This is a genomic window from Mycobacterium sp. 852002-53434_SCH5985345, from assembly GCF_001667155.1.
Lineage (GTDB): Bacteria > Actinomycetota > Actinomycetes > Mycobacteriales > Mycobacteriaceae > Mycobacterium.
The window spans coordinates 161,795-177,113 of the sequence record NZ_LZIE01000007.1; the positions used below are offsets into that span (position 1 = coordinate 161,795).

Genomic DNA, 15,319 nt, shown 5'->3' on the forward strand with positions numbered 1-15,319 from the left:
TGCTACCTCATCCATTTCGGCGTCACCGGCAGGCCGTTGCGGTGCCGGTATTCGGCGATCGCCTTGAGGTTCTGCAGCTCCAGCGCGTGGCCGGCGCCGAACATGTCCCAGAAGTCGCCCACCCACACCGGCCGCTGCGTCGGCGCCGCCTCCGGGTACGGGTTGTTGTCATAGAACGGGTGGTGGCAGTTCGTCCACAGCACAACCGATCCCGGCTTGTCCAGGACCACCTGTGCGTCGACGACGCGCATCAGATAGACCATCCACAGGTGTTTGCCCTGATCCCACGCGCAGTGGTAGTCGACGGTCCGCGCCGCCGCGTTGGCGATGGTCCGGGTGTAGATCTCGGTCTCCGAGCCGAGCCGATCGTAGGCCAGCCACAGGCCGGGTTCGTCGGTCGGCGTGAAACCGCGCAGGCTGTACGTCCACTCCTCGAGGCTGCGGGTGTCGGCCAGGTACTCGTACAACTCATCGGGCGGGCACGCAACGTAATCGTTGACCGTGCAGTACTCCCCGAAGACCTCATCGTGCGGGTAGACCGACCGCATCATGTCCATGATGATCGGGGTTGCCTTCTCCCGCGGGCTGGTTTCGATTCGGACCACCCCGTCGATGGGAGTGGGGATATCCTCAAGCGCTGGCAGCGACATCGGCCTGGTTCTCCTTCGCGGTCGGAACCTGTTCTGTGACAGCCGCACTGCCTGAGAGCGCGGTGAGAAATGGAGCGAACGGCGGGATTTCGTCGGCGTTGCATTCGACGCTGACCACCGCCGGGCCCTCGATTTCCAGCGCCACCCGAAGCGCCGCGGCAAGTTGGGCGGGGTCGCTGACATCGACCGATGTCAGCCCGGGAAACATCGCCGCCAGACCGGTTCCCAGCGCGCTGGGCCGGAAGCGGTTGTAGCTGTAGCGGTCCCCGTAGAACAGCTGCTCACGGGTCACGCACATCGCGTGGGCGTTGTTGTTGAACAACACGAAGGTCACGGGAAGCCGGTACTGCACTGCGGTGTGCACCTCCAGCCCGTGCATGAAAAAGGCGCCGTCCCCGGCGATCACCACGGTGCGACCGCCCGGCCGGCCGCCGTTCGCCCGTCCGAACGCCATCCCGATCCCGGCCCCGAAGCTGTAGCCCATGCCGCCCATCCCGAGCGCGGCGACGAACCTGCCGCCGCGCCGCGCCGGCAGGTAGTGGATCGCGGCCGCGCCGGTGTTGCCGGCGTCGACGACGATGTCGGCCCCGTCGGGCAGGGCACGGTCCAGCACCGCCATGGCCTCGCGGTACCGCACCCCCGGCCCGTCGCAGTCCTTGGGCGTCAGTTCGGTGCGCCGCACCTGGTCGGGCACCCGCACGCCGTTCGGACGTCCGTGACCGCGCAGCGCCTGGGTCAGCAGGCGCAACGAGCCACGCAGGTCGTCGGTGTGCACGTGCGTGCAGTGCAAATAAGGCCGCGCCGACCCGATCGATACGGTTCGCACCGCCGCCAGCGCGTCGTCCAGGCCGCCGCGCGCGGTTACCGTGAGCCGGGTGCCAACGATGAGGCACAGGGCGCTCGCGGCAAGCGTTTCGGCCACGCTCGGGTGGCCCATGACGCCGGTCACGCCGAGCGCCGACGACGATCCGAAACCCGGTGTGCCGGCGACGTCTTTGGCGTCGGGGACGGTGGCCACCCGCGCGCGCAGCAGCGCACGCAAGTCCTCGAGCTCGGCCCGGGCGTCGTCGCGGGCCACCTGCTCGCCGGCGATGATCGTGACCTGACCGGTCGTCTGGCGCAGTTCCCGGGCGATGAGATGCGGGCTGCCGATCGACGCGCTGAAACCGAAATGCTCGGGGCCGCCGTCGACGGCGATGAATGCCTGCTGAATATCCTTGGGCAGCAACAACACCGCCGGGCCACCGGCACGCGCAGCGCAGATCGCCCTGGGCAATGCCGAGACGATGTCCGCCGGCGAAACCAGCCGCTCGCAAAACACCGACACCGCCGAGAACAGTGCCCGGGCATCCAGCGATCCATTGCGGCCGCTGGTGTCCTGGAAGCTGCCCCGGCCGTCCATCGTGGTCGCGGGCTGGCCAACCAGGGCCAGCACCGGAACCCGGCTCGCGAACGACTCGCCCAGGCCGGCGACGAGGTTCAGCGCTCCCCCACCGGACGTCGCCGCCACCACGCCCAGTCCGGCGCCGCTGCGGCTGTATCCGTCGGCCATGGTGGCCGCCGAGAACTCGTGCTTGGCCAGGACGGCGGTGACCTCCGGCCGGAAGTGCGCGGCGTCGTACAGATCCTCGATGTTGGCGCCGTCGACACCGAAGACGTGGTCCATCCCGAGCGACGCGAGTTGCCCGACGATGTGATCGACCACCCGGTGCTTGCCGAACATGTCTTCAGACACGAGCCCGGCACTTGATCGGTTCACCCCGCCGGTGAACCACGTGCCGCCGGCATTCGTGGTGTCTAGATGACCATCGAACTGCGCGACGTGGTGCGCGAGTATCGGGTCGGCGGTCAAACGGTCCGGGCGCTCGACGGGATCAGCCTGCGCCTCGGGGGCGGTCAGTTCGTGTCGGTGGTCGGACCCTCCGGTGCGGGTAAGAGCACGCTGCTTCACCTGCTCGGCGCGCTCGACTCTCCCGATTCCGGCTCGATCACGTTCGACGGCGAGGAGATCGGCCGCCTGGGCGACGAGCAGCAATCGGAGTTCCGCCATCACCGGGTGGGTTTCATCTTCCAGTTCTTCAACCTGTTGCCGACCTTGTCGGCGTGGGAGAACGTCGCGGTACCCAAACTGCTCGACGGTGTCCGGCTGGGCAGGGCCAAACCTGATGCGATTCGATTGCTGGACCGCGTCGGGCTCGGCAACCGGACCGAGCACCGGCCGGCGGAACTGTCCGGCGGCCAGATGCAGCGCGTCGCGGTGGCGCGCGCGTTGATGATGGACCCGCCGCTCATCCTCGCCGACGAGCCCACCGGCAACCTCGACTCCGCGACCGGCGCCGCGATCCTGCAGCTGCTTGCCGAGGTGGCACACGAAGACGGCCACCGCCGGCTGGTGGTGATGGTGACCCACAACGCTGAGGCCGCCGCGGCGACCGATCGGGTGATCACCCTGCAGGACGGTCGGGTCGGTTCGGACATGCCGGCGGTCCCTGCGTGAAAATCACGGCGGCGGCCAGCCGACTGCGCGTGTTCAGCCTGCGTGAGCTCGCAGTGCATCGCCGTCGCACGCTAGCGTCGATCGCCGTAATGGCCGTTTCCGCAACGTATCTGGTCGCGATATTCGGCATCTTCGGCTCGATCACCGGATCGGTCAACCGGCTGGCCGACGGGATCGCCGGCGTGGCCGCGCTCGAGGTATCGGGCATCACCGACGCCGGGTTCCCCGAAACGATACTGGCCGACGTCGCCGCGGTACCGGGCGTCGCCACCGCGGCGCCGATGATCCGGACCTCCGCATCCACCGCGACGGGGCCGGTGTTGCTGCTCGGCACCGACGCGAGCGCCGCCGCACTGGGCGGCGCACTGAAGGACGCGGTCGCACGACCGGTGCAGGTGCTGTCCTCGACACCCAACGGCGTCCAGGTGGGGCCGCGGATGGGATATGCGAAAGGACAGTCGCTGCAACTGGGCTCGGGTTCGGTCACGGTGAGCGAGGTGCTCGCGGACAAGCAGTTCGCGGACCTCAACGGCGGGCACTACGTCCTGGCCCCACTGGCGTTGGCGCAGAACGTCACCGACCGCCCCGGACAGCTCGACTCGATCCTGATCACCACCAGACCGGGCGCCGACGCGGACACCGTCCGCGCCGCGGTCACCGCCGCGGTGCACGGCCGCGCCATCGTCGCCGCCCCGAGCCTGCGGGCCGGCCGGGCCGGCGACGGCGTCAAGCTGATGAACTACATGGCCCTGCTGGGCGCGGCGGTCGCGTTGGTGGTCGGCGCGTTTCTGATCTACACCACGATGACCATGGCGATCACCCAGCGCCGGCCCGTCATCTCCATGCTGCGCGCGATCGGTGGCCGACGCGTCACCATCGTCGGCGACATGATCGGGGAGGCGGCTGTCCTCGGGCTCCTCGGCGGTGCCATCGGAGCGGGCATCGGAATCCTGGCCGGCCGCATGGCAATTGGCCGCCTGCCTCCCGCGATGACCCAGGGGCTCGAGGCCCGAGTCCAGTACTGGCTGCCCGGCTATGCCATCCCGCTGGCCCTCGCGGCCACGGCGCTCACCTGCGTGGTCGCGTCGGTGATGGCCGCACGCCAGGTGTACAAGGTCGCGCCGATCGAGGCGCTGGCGCCGGTCGGTGCGTCGGCGGCGGACGTCGTGCCCCGATGGCTGCGGGTCGTTGTCGGGGTTGGCGCCCTCGCGGTGTTCGCGGTGTCCATCTGGGTGGTCCTCGGCCAACACGGCACCTTCGCGTTCGCCGCGATGGCCGCTCTGCTGAGCGCCGAGATCGCACTCGGCTTCGCGCTCACCGCACCGATCGTCAAGGTCACAGCCGCGGTGGCCCGCGTCTTCGGGCCGTTCGGGGCGCTCGCGGCGGCCACCATCGAACGCGCGCCGCGGCGGGTGTGGGCCACCGTGATGACCGTGCTCATCGGGGTCGTCACCACCGTGGTGATCACCGGCACCAACGCCGACATGATCCGCTCGGCCCGCGCCATGTTCGCTCCCGCCGCCGCCGTCGACGTGTGGGTGAGTGCGAACCCTCCCGACAGCTATCCCACCGACGCGCTGCCGCAAGGCCTTTCGGAAAAGGTGGCCGCGGTGCCCGGGGTGGCGCGGGTGACCGAGGGCGCGCTCGGGTTCGTCGTCGTCGGCGGCACCCGCGTCCTGCTCGACGGCTTCTCCGACGGGAGCCACGATTCGCTGTTCCGCGCGGTCGACGAACGCGTGCGCGCCGACGTTCTGGCCGGCCGCGGCGTGGTCCTCACGCAGAATCTGGGCGCCACTCTGCACGTCCGCGCCGGCGACCGGCTGCAGCTGCAGACGCCACACGGCCCGCGGCAGACACCGGTGCTCGCCCTGGTGCCCTTCTTCTCGACCGTGATCGGAACGGTAGGAATCGATCTCGGGCACATGCGGGCGTGGTTCGATCGCCCGGCGGCGACGACCCTGCAGATCACCGCGGCCCCGGGGGTAGACCGGCAACGCCTGTTGACCGAGGTGCGCCGGGTGGTGCCCGAACCCAACCATGTGTACGACGGCCGCGCCGCACTGGCGGGGCTGGAAGCCCCGCTGCATCAGAGCATGTTCATCGCCAACGCCGTGTGGGTCATCGTCGTGGCCGTGGCCGCCGTCGCGCTGCTCAACACCCTGACGTTGTCGGTGCTGGAACGCCGCCGCGAGATCGGCGTGCTGCGGGCCATGGGGTCCAGCCGCCGGTTCACCCTGCGGATGGTGCTGGCCGAGGCGGCCGGGATCGGTTTAGTCGGCGGCGTTTTGGGGCTGCTGTTCGGCCTGACCGACCAGTGGCTGTTCAGCCTCATCAGCGGGGAGATCATGAATTTTCAGGTCGGCTTCGGCCTGAGGCCGATGTCCCTGGCCTTCACCGCAGGCGCGCTGGCGATCTGCCTGCTCGGCTCGCTGCCACCCGCCCGGCGGGCCGCGCGGCTGAACATCATCGAGGCCGTCAGCGTGGAGTGAGGATGGCGAACCCCTGCAAATGGGGTTTGCACGGGAACGGCACCGGGGTGCGCGGGATGGTGCGCAGCGCCGTCGTGTCGAACCCGGCGGCGGCGATGGATTCCAGGGTTCGTCGGTTCGGCTCACAACCGGCGGCCAACCACGACCACGGTTTGGCGACCAGGTCCTGGAGCCGCCCGGTCGCGCCGTCCCCGCGCACATGCTCGAGGACCACCAGCCTGCCCCCGGGTGCGAGCACGCGCCGGATCTCGCCGAGCGTGGCGGCCACGTCGTCGACCGAGCAGAGCACCAGCCCGATGTGTACAGAGTCGAAGGCGTTGTCCGGGAAGGGAATCGATTCGCCGGTTCCCTCGACGATGTCGACGGCGACGCCGTGGCGACGGGCAAGCCGCGAAGCCATCCGCCGGAACGGCGCCTCCGGCTCCACGGCCGCGACCGACGTCACCGCGGCGGGCAGGAACCTCAAGTCAGTGCCCGGACCCAAGCCCAGCATCAGCAGCCGGCCCGTCGCGTGGCTGAGCGCCTCGCGGCGATAGCGGTGATAAAAGAGCCGGTCGAAGACCGGCTGGCCGAATCTGTACACGTACGGGAAGTAGGGATTACGGCGCGTCACTGATACCCAAATCCATTCGGAACGGCGGGTATTCGTCACGCATAAGGGACACGTACACGGCCACCCGATATCGCCATCGGACGATGCCCAGCAGAAGATCGAACATGCCCGCGGGGGTGGTCCCCGTGCACAACAACGACACCGCGGCGATCACGCACAACACCTGTAGGAGCGGCTCCATCGACCAGCAGAGCAGCACCTGAGGGATGGCCAACAGCCACTTCACCAGCACGGCCCAGTTCCTCAGCCGCTCCGGGTAGTCGACCTGCAGATCACCGGGATAGTCGGGCCGCGACGCGAGCGTGAAAGGCGGGTACCTGTCCGTGCTGTTCATCGGGAACCGGAAATTCATCACGCGCCACGACCAGCGCAGCACGCCGACGTTGAAGTCGAAGATGGGCCGCGGATACCGCCCGGTGAACAGGATGGCGACGCCGGCCACGACGGTCGACAGCGGATATAGCAGGTAGAGCCCGATCAAGATCGGGTAGTGCGGGAACGCCAGCACGCACCACTTCACCAGCCAGAGCCAGCGTGAGGGCGCATCGAGTTCACCTCGCACCCTGATGAATTCGTCGCTCATGGGCTGGATCGGCTGGTCGTCGCGGCCCCCAGTTCTCGGCTGATCTCCGCGGACATCCGCGGGTGACTCGTCCAGCGCAGAAACATCGTCAGTGCGCGGGCCTGCAGCCGGTCGGGGATCAAAGCGGCCGGCCGCAGCACGAACTCACCGTGCGAGACCGGCAGTGACGCCGCCCTGGACACGGCCATCACCTTGTGCCGGCGGGTCTTCTCATACCAGCGCAGTGCGCTCGGCACGTCGCCTTTGGAGGCGCTGCCCTGAAGACCCGACAGCGCCTTGCACAGCACCATGGTGTCGAGCAGCGTCTGGTTGGTCCCCTGCGCCAGGGTGGGCGGCATCGTGTGGGCGGCGTCGCCGAGCAACGTCACCGGGCCCCGGCCCGCCGGGGGTATCGGATGCCGGAAATGCGGATACGGCGAGTGCGCCAGATCATCGTCGGTCAGGGCCGCCAGCACCCGGTCGACGGCTTCCGACCATCCGGCGAAGTGGGACCGGATCGTTTCGATCGGACGTTGCGGCCGCACGAAGTCGTAGGACCACGGGAGGTCGAACCACCACTGCACCTCGGAACCCCCGGCCGGCCACAGGCCGAGGTTTCCGTTGTCGCCGATGACCATCAGTGCGGTGTCCTTGTCCGAGAGCTCCGCCAGGGCGATGAGCCCCTGCCAACTGCACCAGCCGGTGGGTTTGGCCTGCCGCCCGCCGACGCTGTCCCGGACCATCGAGTGCAGGCCGTCGGCGCCGATCAAGAGGTCTCCCTGGGCGCAGCTGCCGTCGTCGAACTCGACCCGCACGGCGTCGCCCGTAGCGGCCAATGCGATCGCACGGGCCCCGCATCGAATGCGGTCGGCCGGAAAGCCGTCCAGCAACCGTTCCAGCAGCACCCGGCGCGGAACCATCCGGACGGGCGCGCCGAGCCGATCCGCCATCGCGGACACGTCAAGCGTGGCAAGCGGATGGCCCGTGGCCGTCACGGCCCGCACGGTCGACAGCAGCTGACCGGCCCGGTCCATGTCGACGCCCAGCTGCCGAAGCACCGTCTCGCCGTTGGACCAGATCGTCACCGCACCGCCGGCCGCCCGCACATCCGGCCGACGCTCGAAGACGGTCACGTCGTGCCCGTCCCGCGACAATCCGCGGGCAACCGCGATCCCGCCGACACCGGCGCCCACCACCAGCGCCCGCAGTGGACGCTCGTGGCCAGACACCGCAGCCCCCGACCCCTAGAGCGAACGCTGCAACAGAACCTGGCCGCTATCGGCGGCCACCACCTGTACGGCCGCGATCTGGTCGACCGGCGTCGAGATGCTGCCCGCGGGCGTCGCGGTGTGGCCGGGTACGGCCACCCAGGTCGCCAGCCGGGTCTGGCTGCCGTCGCGACCCACCACGACCATCGCCAGCGTGTCGTGGTGCGCGTTGAGCGGGGCCAGGCACACGCACCGCAGGTTGATGGCGGTTCCCCAGTGCTGGCTGGACAGCTCGACCGTCGACGCCAGCAGGGTGGTGCCCACCTGCGCCATCGGCGCCGAGGACGCGGTCACCTGTTGCGACGGGGACGAGGAATACCCCTGCACCCCGACGAACACGCCGATCGCCAGCACCACCGCCGCGGCCGACGAGGCCACCCAGGTCACTATCCGCGTGCGGCGCCGGCGCCAGTGCACCTTGGCCAGCAACGACGTCAACAGCTCCGGCGACATCTCCGGTGTCGCCGACAATCCGGCGGCCGGACCGGAGTCGTTGATCGCCGCCACCTCGTCCGGGCCGAGCTGCGAGAGCAGCGCCGGCACGCCGCTCAGGTCGGCGACGGCCCCCCGGCACGCCGGGCAGTACGCCAGGTGCGCCTCGAATTCGCGTCGCTCCGCGGCCGACAACGAACCCAACACGTATGCGGCATCCCACATCACGTAGGGATCGTCCGGCGGGCCGATGCCCCGCAGCGGCGTCTTCATCTCATCCATTTCCTCAGCACCCTTCAAGCTTCGGAGCCCCTCAGCGGGTAACTCCAAGTTCCTGCAGAGTGAGTCGCAACGCCCGCACGGCGTAGTGTAATCGCGACTTCACCGTTCCTTCGGCGATCCCGAGGTCGGCAGCAATCTGCGCGGTGGTCCATCCGCGGTAGTACGACCGGTCGATCACGGCCCGGTGCTCGGCGGACAGCTGCGCCATCGCGTCGGCGATCAGCAGCTTGTCCAGCGCCGCGTTCACCTCGTCCGGCGTCGACCGTTCGGGCGCCCCCGCCTCGTCCGTCGACCCGACGACGTTGCGGAATCTTGCGCTGCGCCGGTCGTCGATGATCATGTTGCGCGCGACGGTGAACAGCCACGCCCGCGCCGAGCGCTCGGTGTCCCCGACGACCTCCGGATGCTGCCAGGCCCGCAGCAACGTCTCCTGCACGACGTCCTCGGACTGGCTCGCATCCCCCGTGAGCCGGAGCGCGTAACGCCACAAAACCGCTGCGTGCTCGTCGTACAGCGCCTTCATCAGGGCGGCTTCGGCGGTCCCGGACGCCCTCCAATTGCCTGCAACACGGGCCACTCCATCACCTCCGACTACTGAAACGAGGCGAGGCGGTGATTAGTTCAACTAAGGCAGGTCAGGATGCGCGGCCCCGCGTCGGTGACGGCGACGGTGTGCTCCCAGTGTGCCGCACGGGACCCGTCGGAGGTGGTGACGGTCCACGCGTCGTCGAGCACCACGGTCTTGCCCGTCCCGAGCGTCAGCATCGGTTCGATCGCCAGCACCGACCCGGGGGCCAGCAGCGGGCCGCGCCCGGGTGAGCCCTCGTTGGGCAGGAAGGGGTCCATGTGCATCTGCCGCCCGATGCCGTGGCCGCCGTAGCCCTCCACGATCCCGAACGCGCGCCCGTGCCGGTCGGCCGCCGCGCGCGTGCCCGTTTCGATGGCGTGTGAGACGTCGGTCAGCCTGTTGCCGGGGATCATCGCCGCGATCCCGGCCTCCAGCGATTCCCTGGTGGCGTCGCACAGCGCCTGGTCGGCCGCGTCGAGGGTGCCGACGCCGAACGTGATCGCGGCGTCACCGTGCCAGCCGTCCAGGATCGCGCCGCAGTCGATGGACACCAGGTCGCCGGGGGCCAAGATCTCGGCGGCCGACGGAATCCCATGCACCACCCGCTCGTTGACCGACGCGCAGATCGACGCGGGGTAACCGTGATAGCCGAGGAACGACGGTATCGCGCCCGCCTCCCGGATCACCGACTCGGCGATCTGGTCGAGGCCCAGCGTCGACACCCCGGGCACCGCGGCCGCCCGCACCGCCTGCAGCGCGGCCGCGACCACTGCCCCCGCCGCCGCCATCGCGTCGAGCTCACCGGCGGTGCGCTGCGGCACGACTTTGTGTCTCCGCAGTCGCGCCAGCGCGCTCATCGTTACTTGCCCAGCGCTTGCAGGGCGCGGGCGAACACTTCGTCCAGGGTGCCGATTGCGTCGACCGTTTTGAGTTCGTCGCGGTAGTACTCGAGCAGCGGCGCGGTCTCGTCGCGGTAAACCTTCATTCGGTTCAGGATGATGTCGTCGGTGTCGTCGGCGCGGCCGCGGGCTTTGAGCCGTTGCAGCAGCTCGTCCTCCGAAACGCGGAACTCCAGCACCGAGTCGATGTCGGTGCCTCGGCGCTCGAGCATTTCGTGCAGCGCCTTGGCCTGCTCAGTCGACCGCGGATACCCGTCCAGGACGAAGCCCGCGGCCGCGTCGGCATCGCTGAGGCGGTCGTCCACGAGCTGATTGGTCAACTCCGAGGGAACCAGGTCGCCGGCGTCCAGATAGCGCTTGGCCTCCAGGCCGAGTTTGGTGCCGTTCTCGATGTTGCTACGAAACAGCTCGCCGGTGGAGATGTGCGGGATCCCGAGCTTTTCGGAGAGCTTCTGGGCCTGCGTTCCCTTGCCCGCCCCCGGCGGGCCCAGCAAAACGACTCTCACTTCAGGAACCCCTCGTAGTTGCGCTGCATCAGCTGGCTCTCGATCTGCTTGACCGTATCCAAGCCGACACCAATCATGATCAAAACCGCGGTACCGCCGAACGGCAAATTCTGGACCGCTCCGCCATTGCCGATTTGCAGGAACAAGTTGGGCAGCACCGAGATGGCGCCGAGGTAGATCGAGCCCGGCAGGGTAATCCTGCTCAGCACATAACGCAGGTAGTCGGCGGTGGGCTTGCCCGGCCGGATGCCCGGGATGAACCCGCCGAACTTCTTCATCTCGTCGGCACGTTCGTCGGGGTTGAACGTGATGGACACGTAGAAATACGTGAAGAAGATGATCAGCCCGAAGTAGATGCTGATGTAAATGGGATCGCTGGGGTCGGACAGGTAACTGCCGACGAACTTGTCCCACCAGCTGTTGCCCACTCCACCGCTGCCGCTGCGGATCAGCTGCGTGATCAGGTGCGGGATGTAGATGAGCGACGATGCGAAGATGACCGGAATGACGCCGGCCTGGTTGACCTTGAGCGGCAGGTACGTCGACGTTCCGCCGTACATGCGCCGGCCCACCATGCGCTTGGCGTACTGCACCGGGATGCGGCGCTGCCCCTGCTCGACGAACACCACGCCGACGATGATGGCCAGGGCGGCGACGCAGACGGCGGCGAAGATCATCCCGCCGCGGCTGTCCAGGATGGTCTTGCCCTCGGAGGGGATGCGGGCCGCGATGCCGACGAAGATCAGCAACGACATGCCGTTACCGATGCCCCGCTCGGTGATCAGCTCGCCCATCCACATCACCAGCGCCGCGCCGGAGGTCATCACCATCACGATGACGACCAGCGTGAAGATGCTCTGATCGGCGATGATGTCCAGCGAGCAGCCCTGTAGCAACCCGCCGTTGGCCGCCAGTGCCACGATGCTGGTCGCCTGCAGGATCGCCAGCGCGATGGCCAGATAGCGGGTGTACTGCGTCATCTTGGCCTGGCCGGACTGGCCTTCCTTGCGCAGTTCCTCGAACCGCGGGATGACCACCGTGAGCAGCTGCACGATGATGCTCGCGGTGATGTAGGGCATCACCCCGACGGCGAAAACCGTCAGCTTCAGCAACGCACCGCCGGAAAACAGGTTGATCAGCGAATAGATCTGTCCGGCCGCGCCGCCGCTGGCCTCCTTGATGCACTGCTGGACGTTCGGGAAATTGACGCCAGGGGACGGCAAAGCAGCGCCCAGCCGATAGAGAACGACGATTCCCAGCGTGAAGAGGATCTTCCGTCTCAGGTCGACTGTCCGCAGCGATGAGATGAAAGCCGAAAGCACTCTTCCTCCTGCGCAGCCGGGGGGTTTCCTGCATTACGCGCCCAACACCCGCAGGCCAGGACGTACGGCCGACTTATTCTGCAGCGCGTCAAACCGTGTACGAGACTAACAGCTGGTCTGGGCAAGCCCGTCCAGGGCCGTCACCGAGGACCCATAAAAACCACAGGAAGCCGCAAGCCGTGGGGCGTAGAGTGCTCTTGGTTCGTTGCATTTGCTAATTAAATGGGGAGAGCATGACACGCACTGACCAAGACAGTTGGGACTTGGCCTCCAGCGTCGGTGCCACGGCCACGATGGTCGCCGCGGCCCGCGCGCTGGCCAGCGAGGGCGCCGAGCCGATCATCCACGATCCGTTCGCGGCGCCCCTGGTGCGAGCTGTCGGCCTGGAATTCTTCCGCCAACTGGTCGACGGCGAAGTGGCGCCCACCGACGCGGAGGACGGCGAACGGGACCTGCAGCTGGAAACGGATTCGATCGCGGTGCGCACGCGCTTCTTCGACGACTTCTTTCTCAACGCCGCCCGCGACGGGATCCGCCAGTCGGTGATCCTGGCCGCCGGCCTCGACGCCCGTGCGTACCGGCTGAGCTGGCCGCCCGGGAGCGTGGTCTACGAGGTGGATCAGCCCAAGGTCGTCGAGTTCAAGACCGCCGCCATGACCGAGCTGGGCGCCTCCCCGACCGCCGAGCGGCGCGCCGTCAGCGTCGATCTGCGCGACGACTGGCCGGAAGCGTTGCGGCGCAGCGGTTTCGACCCGGCGCAACCGACGTCGTGGAGCGCCGAGGGTCTGCTCATGTACCTGCCGCCCGAAGCCCAGGACCGGCTCTTCGACAACATCACCGAGCTCAGCGCGCCCGGGAGCAAGCTGGCCACCGAATTCCACGGCGACTCCGGCCGGACGATGACCGAACGCGCCCAGCAGTTCAACGAGCGGTGGGCAAACCTGGGCTGCGACATCGACCTGTCTGGGCTGTTCTTCGACGGGGAGCGCAGCAACGTCGTGGACTACCTGACCGGCCGCGGTTGGCGGGTGAGCACCCGGGAGCGGCGCGAGTACTTCGCCGACTACGGCCTCGTCTTCCCGGACGACGAGACGTCGCAGCTGCGCAACATCGTCGCCGTCACCGCGACGTTGAGCTAGCCACCCGCGAAAGCCTCACGCCGCCAACGGCTTTGCCGTAGCTCAGGCGGGCCTGGCGGACGGCGCGCGCACCACCATCGGCACGGCGGGGAAGCACCAGGCCATCTCGGTGCGCGACTTGCGCAGGGCCGCGGTGCCGTAACCCTTCTTGCGGTGCTCCGGGTGGATCCAGATGCGCACGTTGACCTCGCCCCCGAGCAGCTCGCCGAACACCATCCCGACCTTCTCGCCGGAATCGACGGCCACGAACCACGCCGCCTCCTCGTCGTCGAGGCGCCCCAGCGCCGCGCTGATTTCGTCGTCGAGGTTGCCGGCCGGCCCGCCGGACCCGTCGCCGGCGGCGCCCATGTCCTCGGTGCGGGCAGCGAAGATGTCGCGGTCATTCTCCGCCGAGAACGGTCGCAGCTCCAGGGTCTCCCCCGAGCTGGCCGGGCGCTCGCCGAGGGTGAAGCTGAGCTGCTTGTTCAGGTCCTCGAGTTCGGCCAGGATCTTGCGGCGCGAGTCGATGGTGAGCTGATCGAACGACATCCCCATCACCGCTTCGGCGGCCACGTGGGAGGTATCGAGCAGGCGGACGATCGCCTCGACCGCGGCCGCCTTGTTCTCGGACTCCACCACGACGTCGGCGATTTCATGCCGGCGTTCAAGAGCTTTCAGCAGGGCATCGGCGATCTCGCGACGGGCGGCTTTGCGATCCTGGTCGGTCATTGCACCAGCCTAGAACGCCGCCGGAGGGAGCGCGCTACATCTCCGGGTTCCCAGCTCCAGGAACCGTTGGTAGCGGTCCTCGACCGCGGCGGCCCAGGCGGGGTCGGGTTCGACGACGCGCTCGGTGGAGACCCAGCGGGCAGCGTCGGCGATCGAGGTTTCCAGGCCGGCCGCCATGCGCCCGAGGAACGCCGCGCCCAGCGCCGCCCCCTCGGGCACCGCCGACACCTCCACCGGCCGCCCGGTGGCATCGGCGATGGCCTGCATCCACGGTCCGACCCGAGTGCCGCCGCCCGTGGCGACGATCCTTGCCACCGGCGCCCCGCTCAGCTCGATGAGCTGACGGACCACGAAGCCCGACGCCTCGTAGGCGGCCCGGCGCAGCGCTGCCGCGTCGTGAGTGAGGTCCAGCGCTTCGAGCACGGCACGGCGATCCGGGTCATGGAACGGAGTGCGCTCCCCGCGAAGGTAGGGCGACCACACCGGCACCCGCCCGGGCTGCGCGGCGGCCGGGTCGCCGGATGCGACCACGCGGTCCACCCAGCCGAGGAACAGCCCGCCGGCATTGCTCGCCCCGCCGATCTGGCTCTTGCCCGCGGCGGTATGGGGGATGGTCCACAGGCCCGGCACCTGCCGGGCCTCGGGGATGGTGGTCCACACGATCAAGGTGGTGCCGCACAGCACCAGCACGTCGCCGTCGCGGTCGGCGCCGGCCACGATCTGCTCGCACAAAGCGTCGATGGCGCCGATTCCCAGCGCCGCGCCGCTGCCGTGCACCTGCCCGACGGCGGCCCCCATGCTCTCCACCCGCGGCATCTGTTCGGGCCGCGCGCCGCGCTCGGCGCACGCCTCGGGGTTCCAGCCCGTCCCGTCGAACAGCGGGTACGCGGTCGCGGCGGTGGCGAAGTCGATCACCGCTTCGCCCGCAAGGGCGTGGTTGGCCACCGCCGGCGCCGGCCAGTACCCCGCCGCGCCCGGCGCCTGCGCCGCCGTCCAGCGCAGGAACTCGGCGGCCTCGCCCAACGCCGGCAGCGGCTGCACGGGTTGCTCCGGTGTTCGGCCCCGTTCGTCGCCATACAACAGTCCCGGCGTCGTCGGCACGCCCGCGGCATCGACGGCCGTCAGCGACGGCACCATCGCCGATACGGCCACCGCGCGGACGTTCGGCCCGGGGTTCAGCTGGTTCAGCGCCGCCACCGGCCCCCGCCGCCACGCCTCGCCGGCGTCGTGCTCGAGCCGGCCGGGCGCCGGCACCCGCAACTGGTGCGGGATCCGGGCCCGCGCGGTCACCCGGCCGTCGGCGTCCGCGGCGACCGCTTTGACCGCGGTGCTGCCGACGTCGATGCCGATTGTGACGACTTCACGTGACACGGGCGTCACCGTA

General features: G+C 69.1%; 15 protein-coding genes. 3 read left to right on the forward strand and 12 right to left on the reverse strand.

The window, feature by feature from the left end:
• Positions 1-2: 2 nt before the first annotated feature.
• Together A5756_RS01565 and A5756_RS01570 are read right to left on the reverse strand one after the other, a co-directional pair.
• The gene (locus A5756_RS01565; RefSeq protein WP_066945789.1) at positions 3-650 is read right to left on the reverse strand and encodes a hypothetical protein; all 648 of its coding nucleotides are present in this window, start codon (positions 648-650) and stop codon (positions 3-5) included.
• Entirely contained in the window at positions 631-2,373 is a 1,743-nt protein-coding gene (locus A5756_RS01570; protein ID WP_066945978.1) for a thiamine pyrophosphate-binding protein, read from the reverse strand. The genes A5756_RS01565 and A5756_RS01570 overlap by 20 nt, the downstream gene beginning before the upstream one ends.
• A gap of 78 nt (positions 2,374-2,451) precedes the next feature.
• Between A5756_RS01570 and A5756_RS01575 the strand changes: the two genes are divergently transcribed.
• The gene (locus tag A5756_RS01575) at positions 2,452-3,147 is read left to right on the forward strand and encodes an ABC transporter ATP-binding protein (protein ID WP_066945793.1); all 696 of its coding nucleotides are present in this window, start codon (positions 2,452-2,454) and stop codon (positions 3,145-3,147) included.
• Positions 3,148-3,236: 89 nt separating this feature from the next.
• The gene (locus A5756_RS01580; RefSeq protein ID WP_232005301.1) at positions 3,237-5,636 is read left to right on the forward strand and encodes an ABC transporter permease; all 2,400 of its coding nucleotides are present in this window, start codon (positions 3,237-3,239) and stop codon (positions 5,634-5,636) included.
• On the opposite strand, the gene A5756_RS01585 is transcribed toward A5756_RS01580, so the two are convergent.
• Genes A5756_RS01585 through secY form a run of 8 tightly spaced genes read right to left on the reverse strand, consistent with a single transcriptional unit; the run spans position 5,623 to position 12,088 of the window.
• Complete coding sequence (locus A5756_RS01585; protein ID WP_066945799.1) at positions 5,623-6,249, reverse strand: class I SAM-dependent methyltransferase; 627 nt, start codon at positions 6,247-6,249, stop codon at positions 5,623-5,625. The two genes, A5756_RS01580 and A5756_RS01585, sit on opposite strands and share 14 nt — an antisense overlap.
• Positions 6,236-6,811 carry a DUF4389 domain-containing protein gene (locus A5756_RS01590; RefSeq protein ID WP_066945984.1) on the reverse strand — a complete coding sequence of 192 codons (576 nt, stop codon included), beginning with the start codon at positions 6,809-6,811 and terminating at the stop codon, positions 6,236-6,238. The genes A5756_RS01585 and A5756_RS01590 overlap by 14 nt, the downstream gene beginning before the upstream one ends.
• A gap of 17 nt (positions 6,812-6,828) precedes the next feature.
• Positions 6,829-8,040, reverse strand: coding sequence for an NAD(P)/FAD-dependent oxidoreductase (locus A5756_RS01595; protein WP_066945802.1), 1,212 nt, complete (start codon positions 8,038-8,040; stop codon positions 6,829-6,831).
• A 15-nt stretch (positions 8,041-8,055) separates the two neighbouring features.
• Entirely contained in the window at positions 8,056-8,784 is a 729-nt protein-coding gene (locus A5756_RS01600) for an anti-sigma factor (RefSeq protein ID WP_156659135.1), read from the reverse strand.
• A 40-nt stretch (positions 8,785-8,824) separates the two neighbouring features.
• Positions 8,825-9,370, reverse strand: a complete 546-nt coding sequence (locus tag A5756_RS01605; protein WP_082948336.1) for a sigma-70 family RNA polymerase sigma factor — start codon at positions 9,368-9,370, stop codon at positions 8,825-8,827.
• A 44-nt stretch (positions 9,371-9,414) separates the two neighbouring features.
• The gene (map, locus tag A5756_RS01610) at positions 9,415-10,218 is read right to left on the reverse strand and encodes a type I methionyl aminopeptidase (protein ID WP_066945811.1); all 804 of its coding nucleotides are present in this window, start codon (positions 10,216-10,218) and stop codon (positions 9,415-9,417) included.
• 2 nt (positions 10,219-10,220) lie between these two features.
• A complete protein-coding gene (locus A5756_RS01615; RefSeq protein WP_066945814.1) occupies positions 10,221-10,766 on the reverse strand; it encodes an adenylate kinase in 546 nt (181 codons plus the stop codon).
• On the reverse strand, positions 10,763-12,088 hold the full coding sequence (gene secY, locus A5756_RS01620; protein ID WP_066945817.1) for a preprotein translocase subunit SecY: 1,326 nt from the start codon (positions 12,086-12,088) through the stop codon (positions 10,763-10,765). The genes A5756_RS01615 and secY overlap by 4 nt, the downstream gene beginning before the upstream one ends.
• Before the next feature lie 233 nt (positions 12,089-12,321).
• Here secY and A5756_RS01625 point away from each other — a divergent pair, with 233 nt between their 5' ends.
• Positions 12,322-13,227 carry a class I SAM-dependent methyltransferase gene (locus A5756_RS01625; protein ID WP_066945820.1) on the forward strand — a complete coding sequence of 302 codons (906 nt, stop codon included), beginning with the start codon at positions 12,322-12,324 and terminating at the stop codon, positions 13,225-13,227.
• 42 nt (positions 13,228-13,269) lie between these two features.
• Here A5756_RS01625 and A5756_RS01630 read toward each other — a convergent pair whose 3' ends face one another.
• Positions 13,270-13,935, reverse strand: a complete 666-nt coding sequence (locus A5756_RS01630) for a GNAT family N-acetyltransferase (RefSeq protein WP_066945823.1) — start codon at positions 13,933-13,935, stop codon at positions 13,270-13,272.
• 9 nt (positions 13,936-13,944) lie between these two features.
• A complete protein-coding gene (locus A5756_RS01635) occupies positions 13,945-15,306 on the reverse strand; it encodes an FGGY-family carbohydrate kinase (RefSeq protein ID WP_066945988.1) in 1,362 nt (453 codons plus the stop codon).
• Between the last annotated feature and the right edge of the window lie 13 nt (positions 15,307-15,319).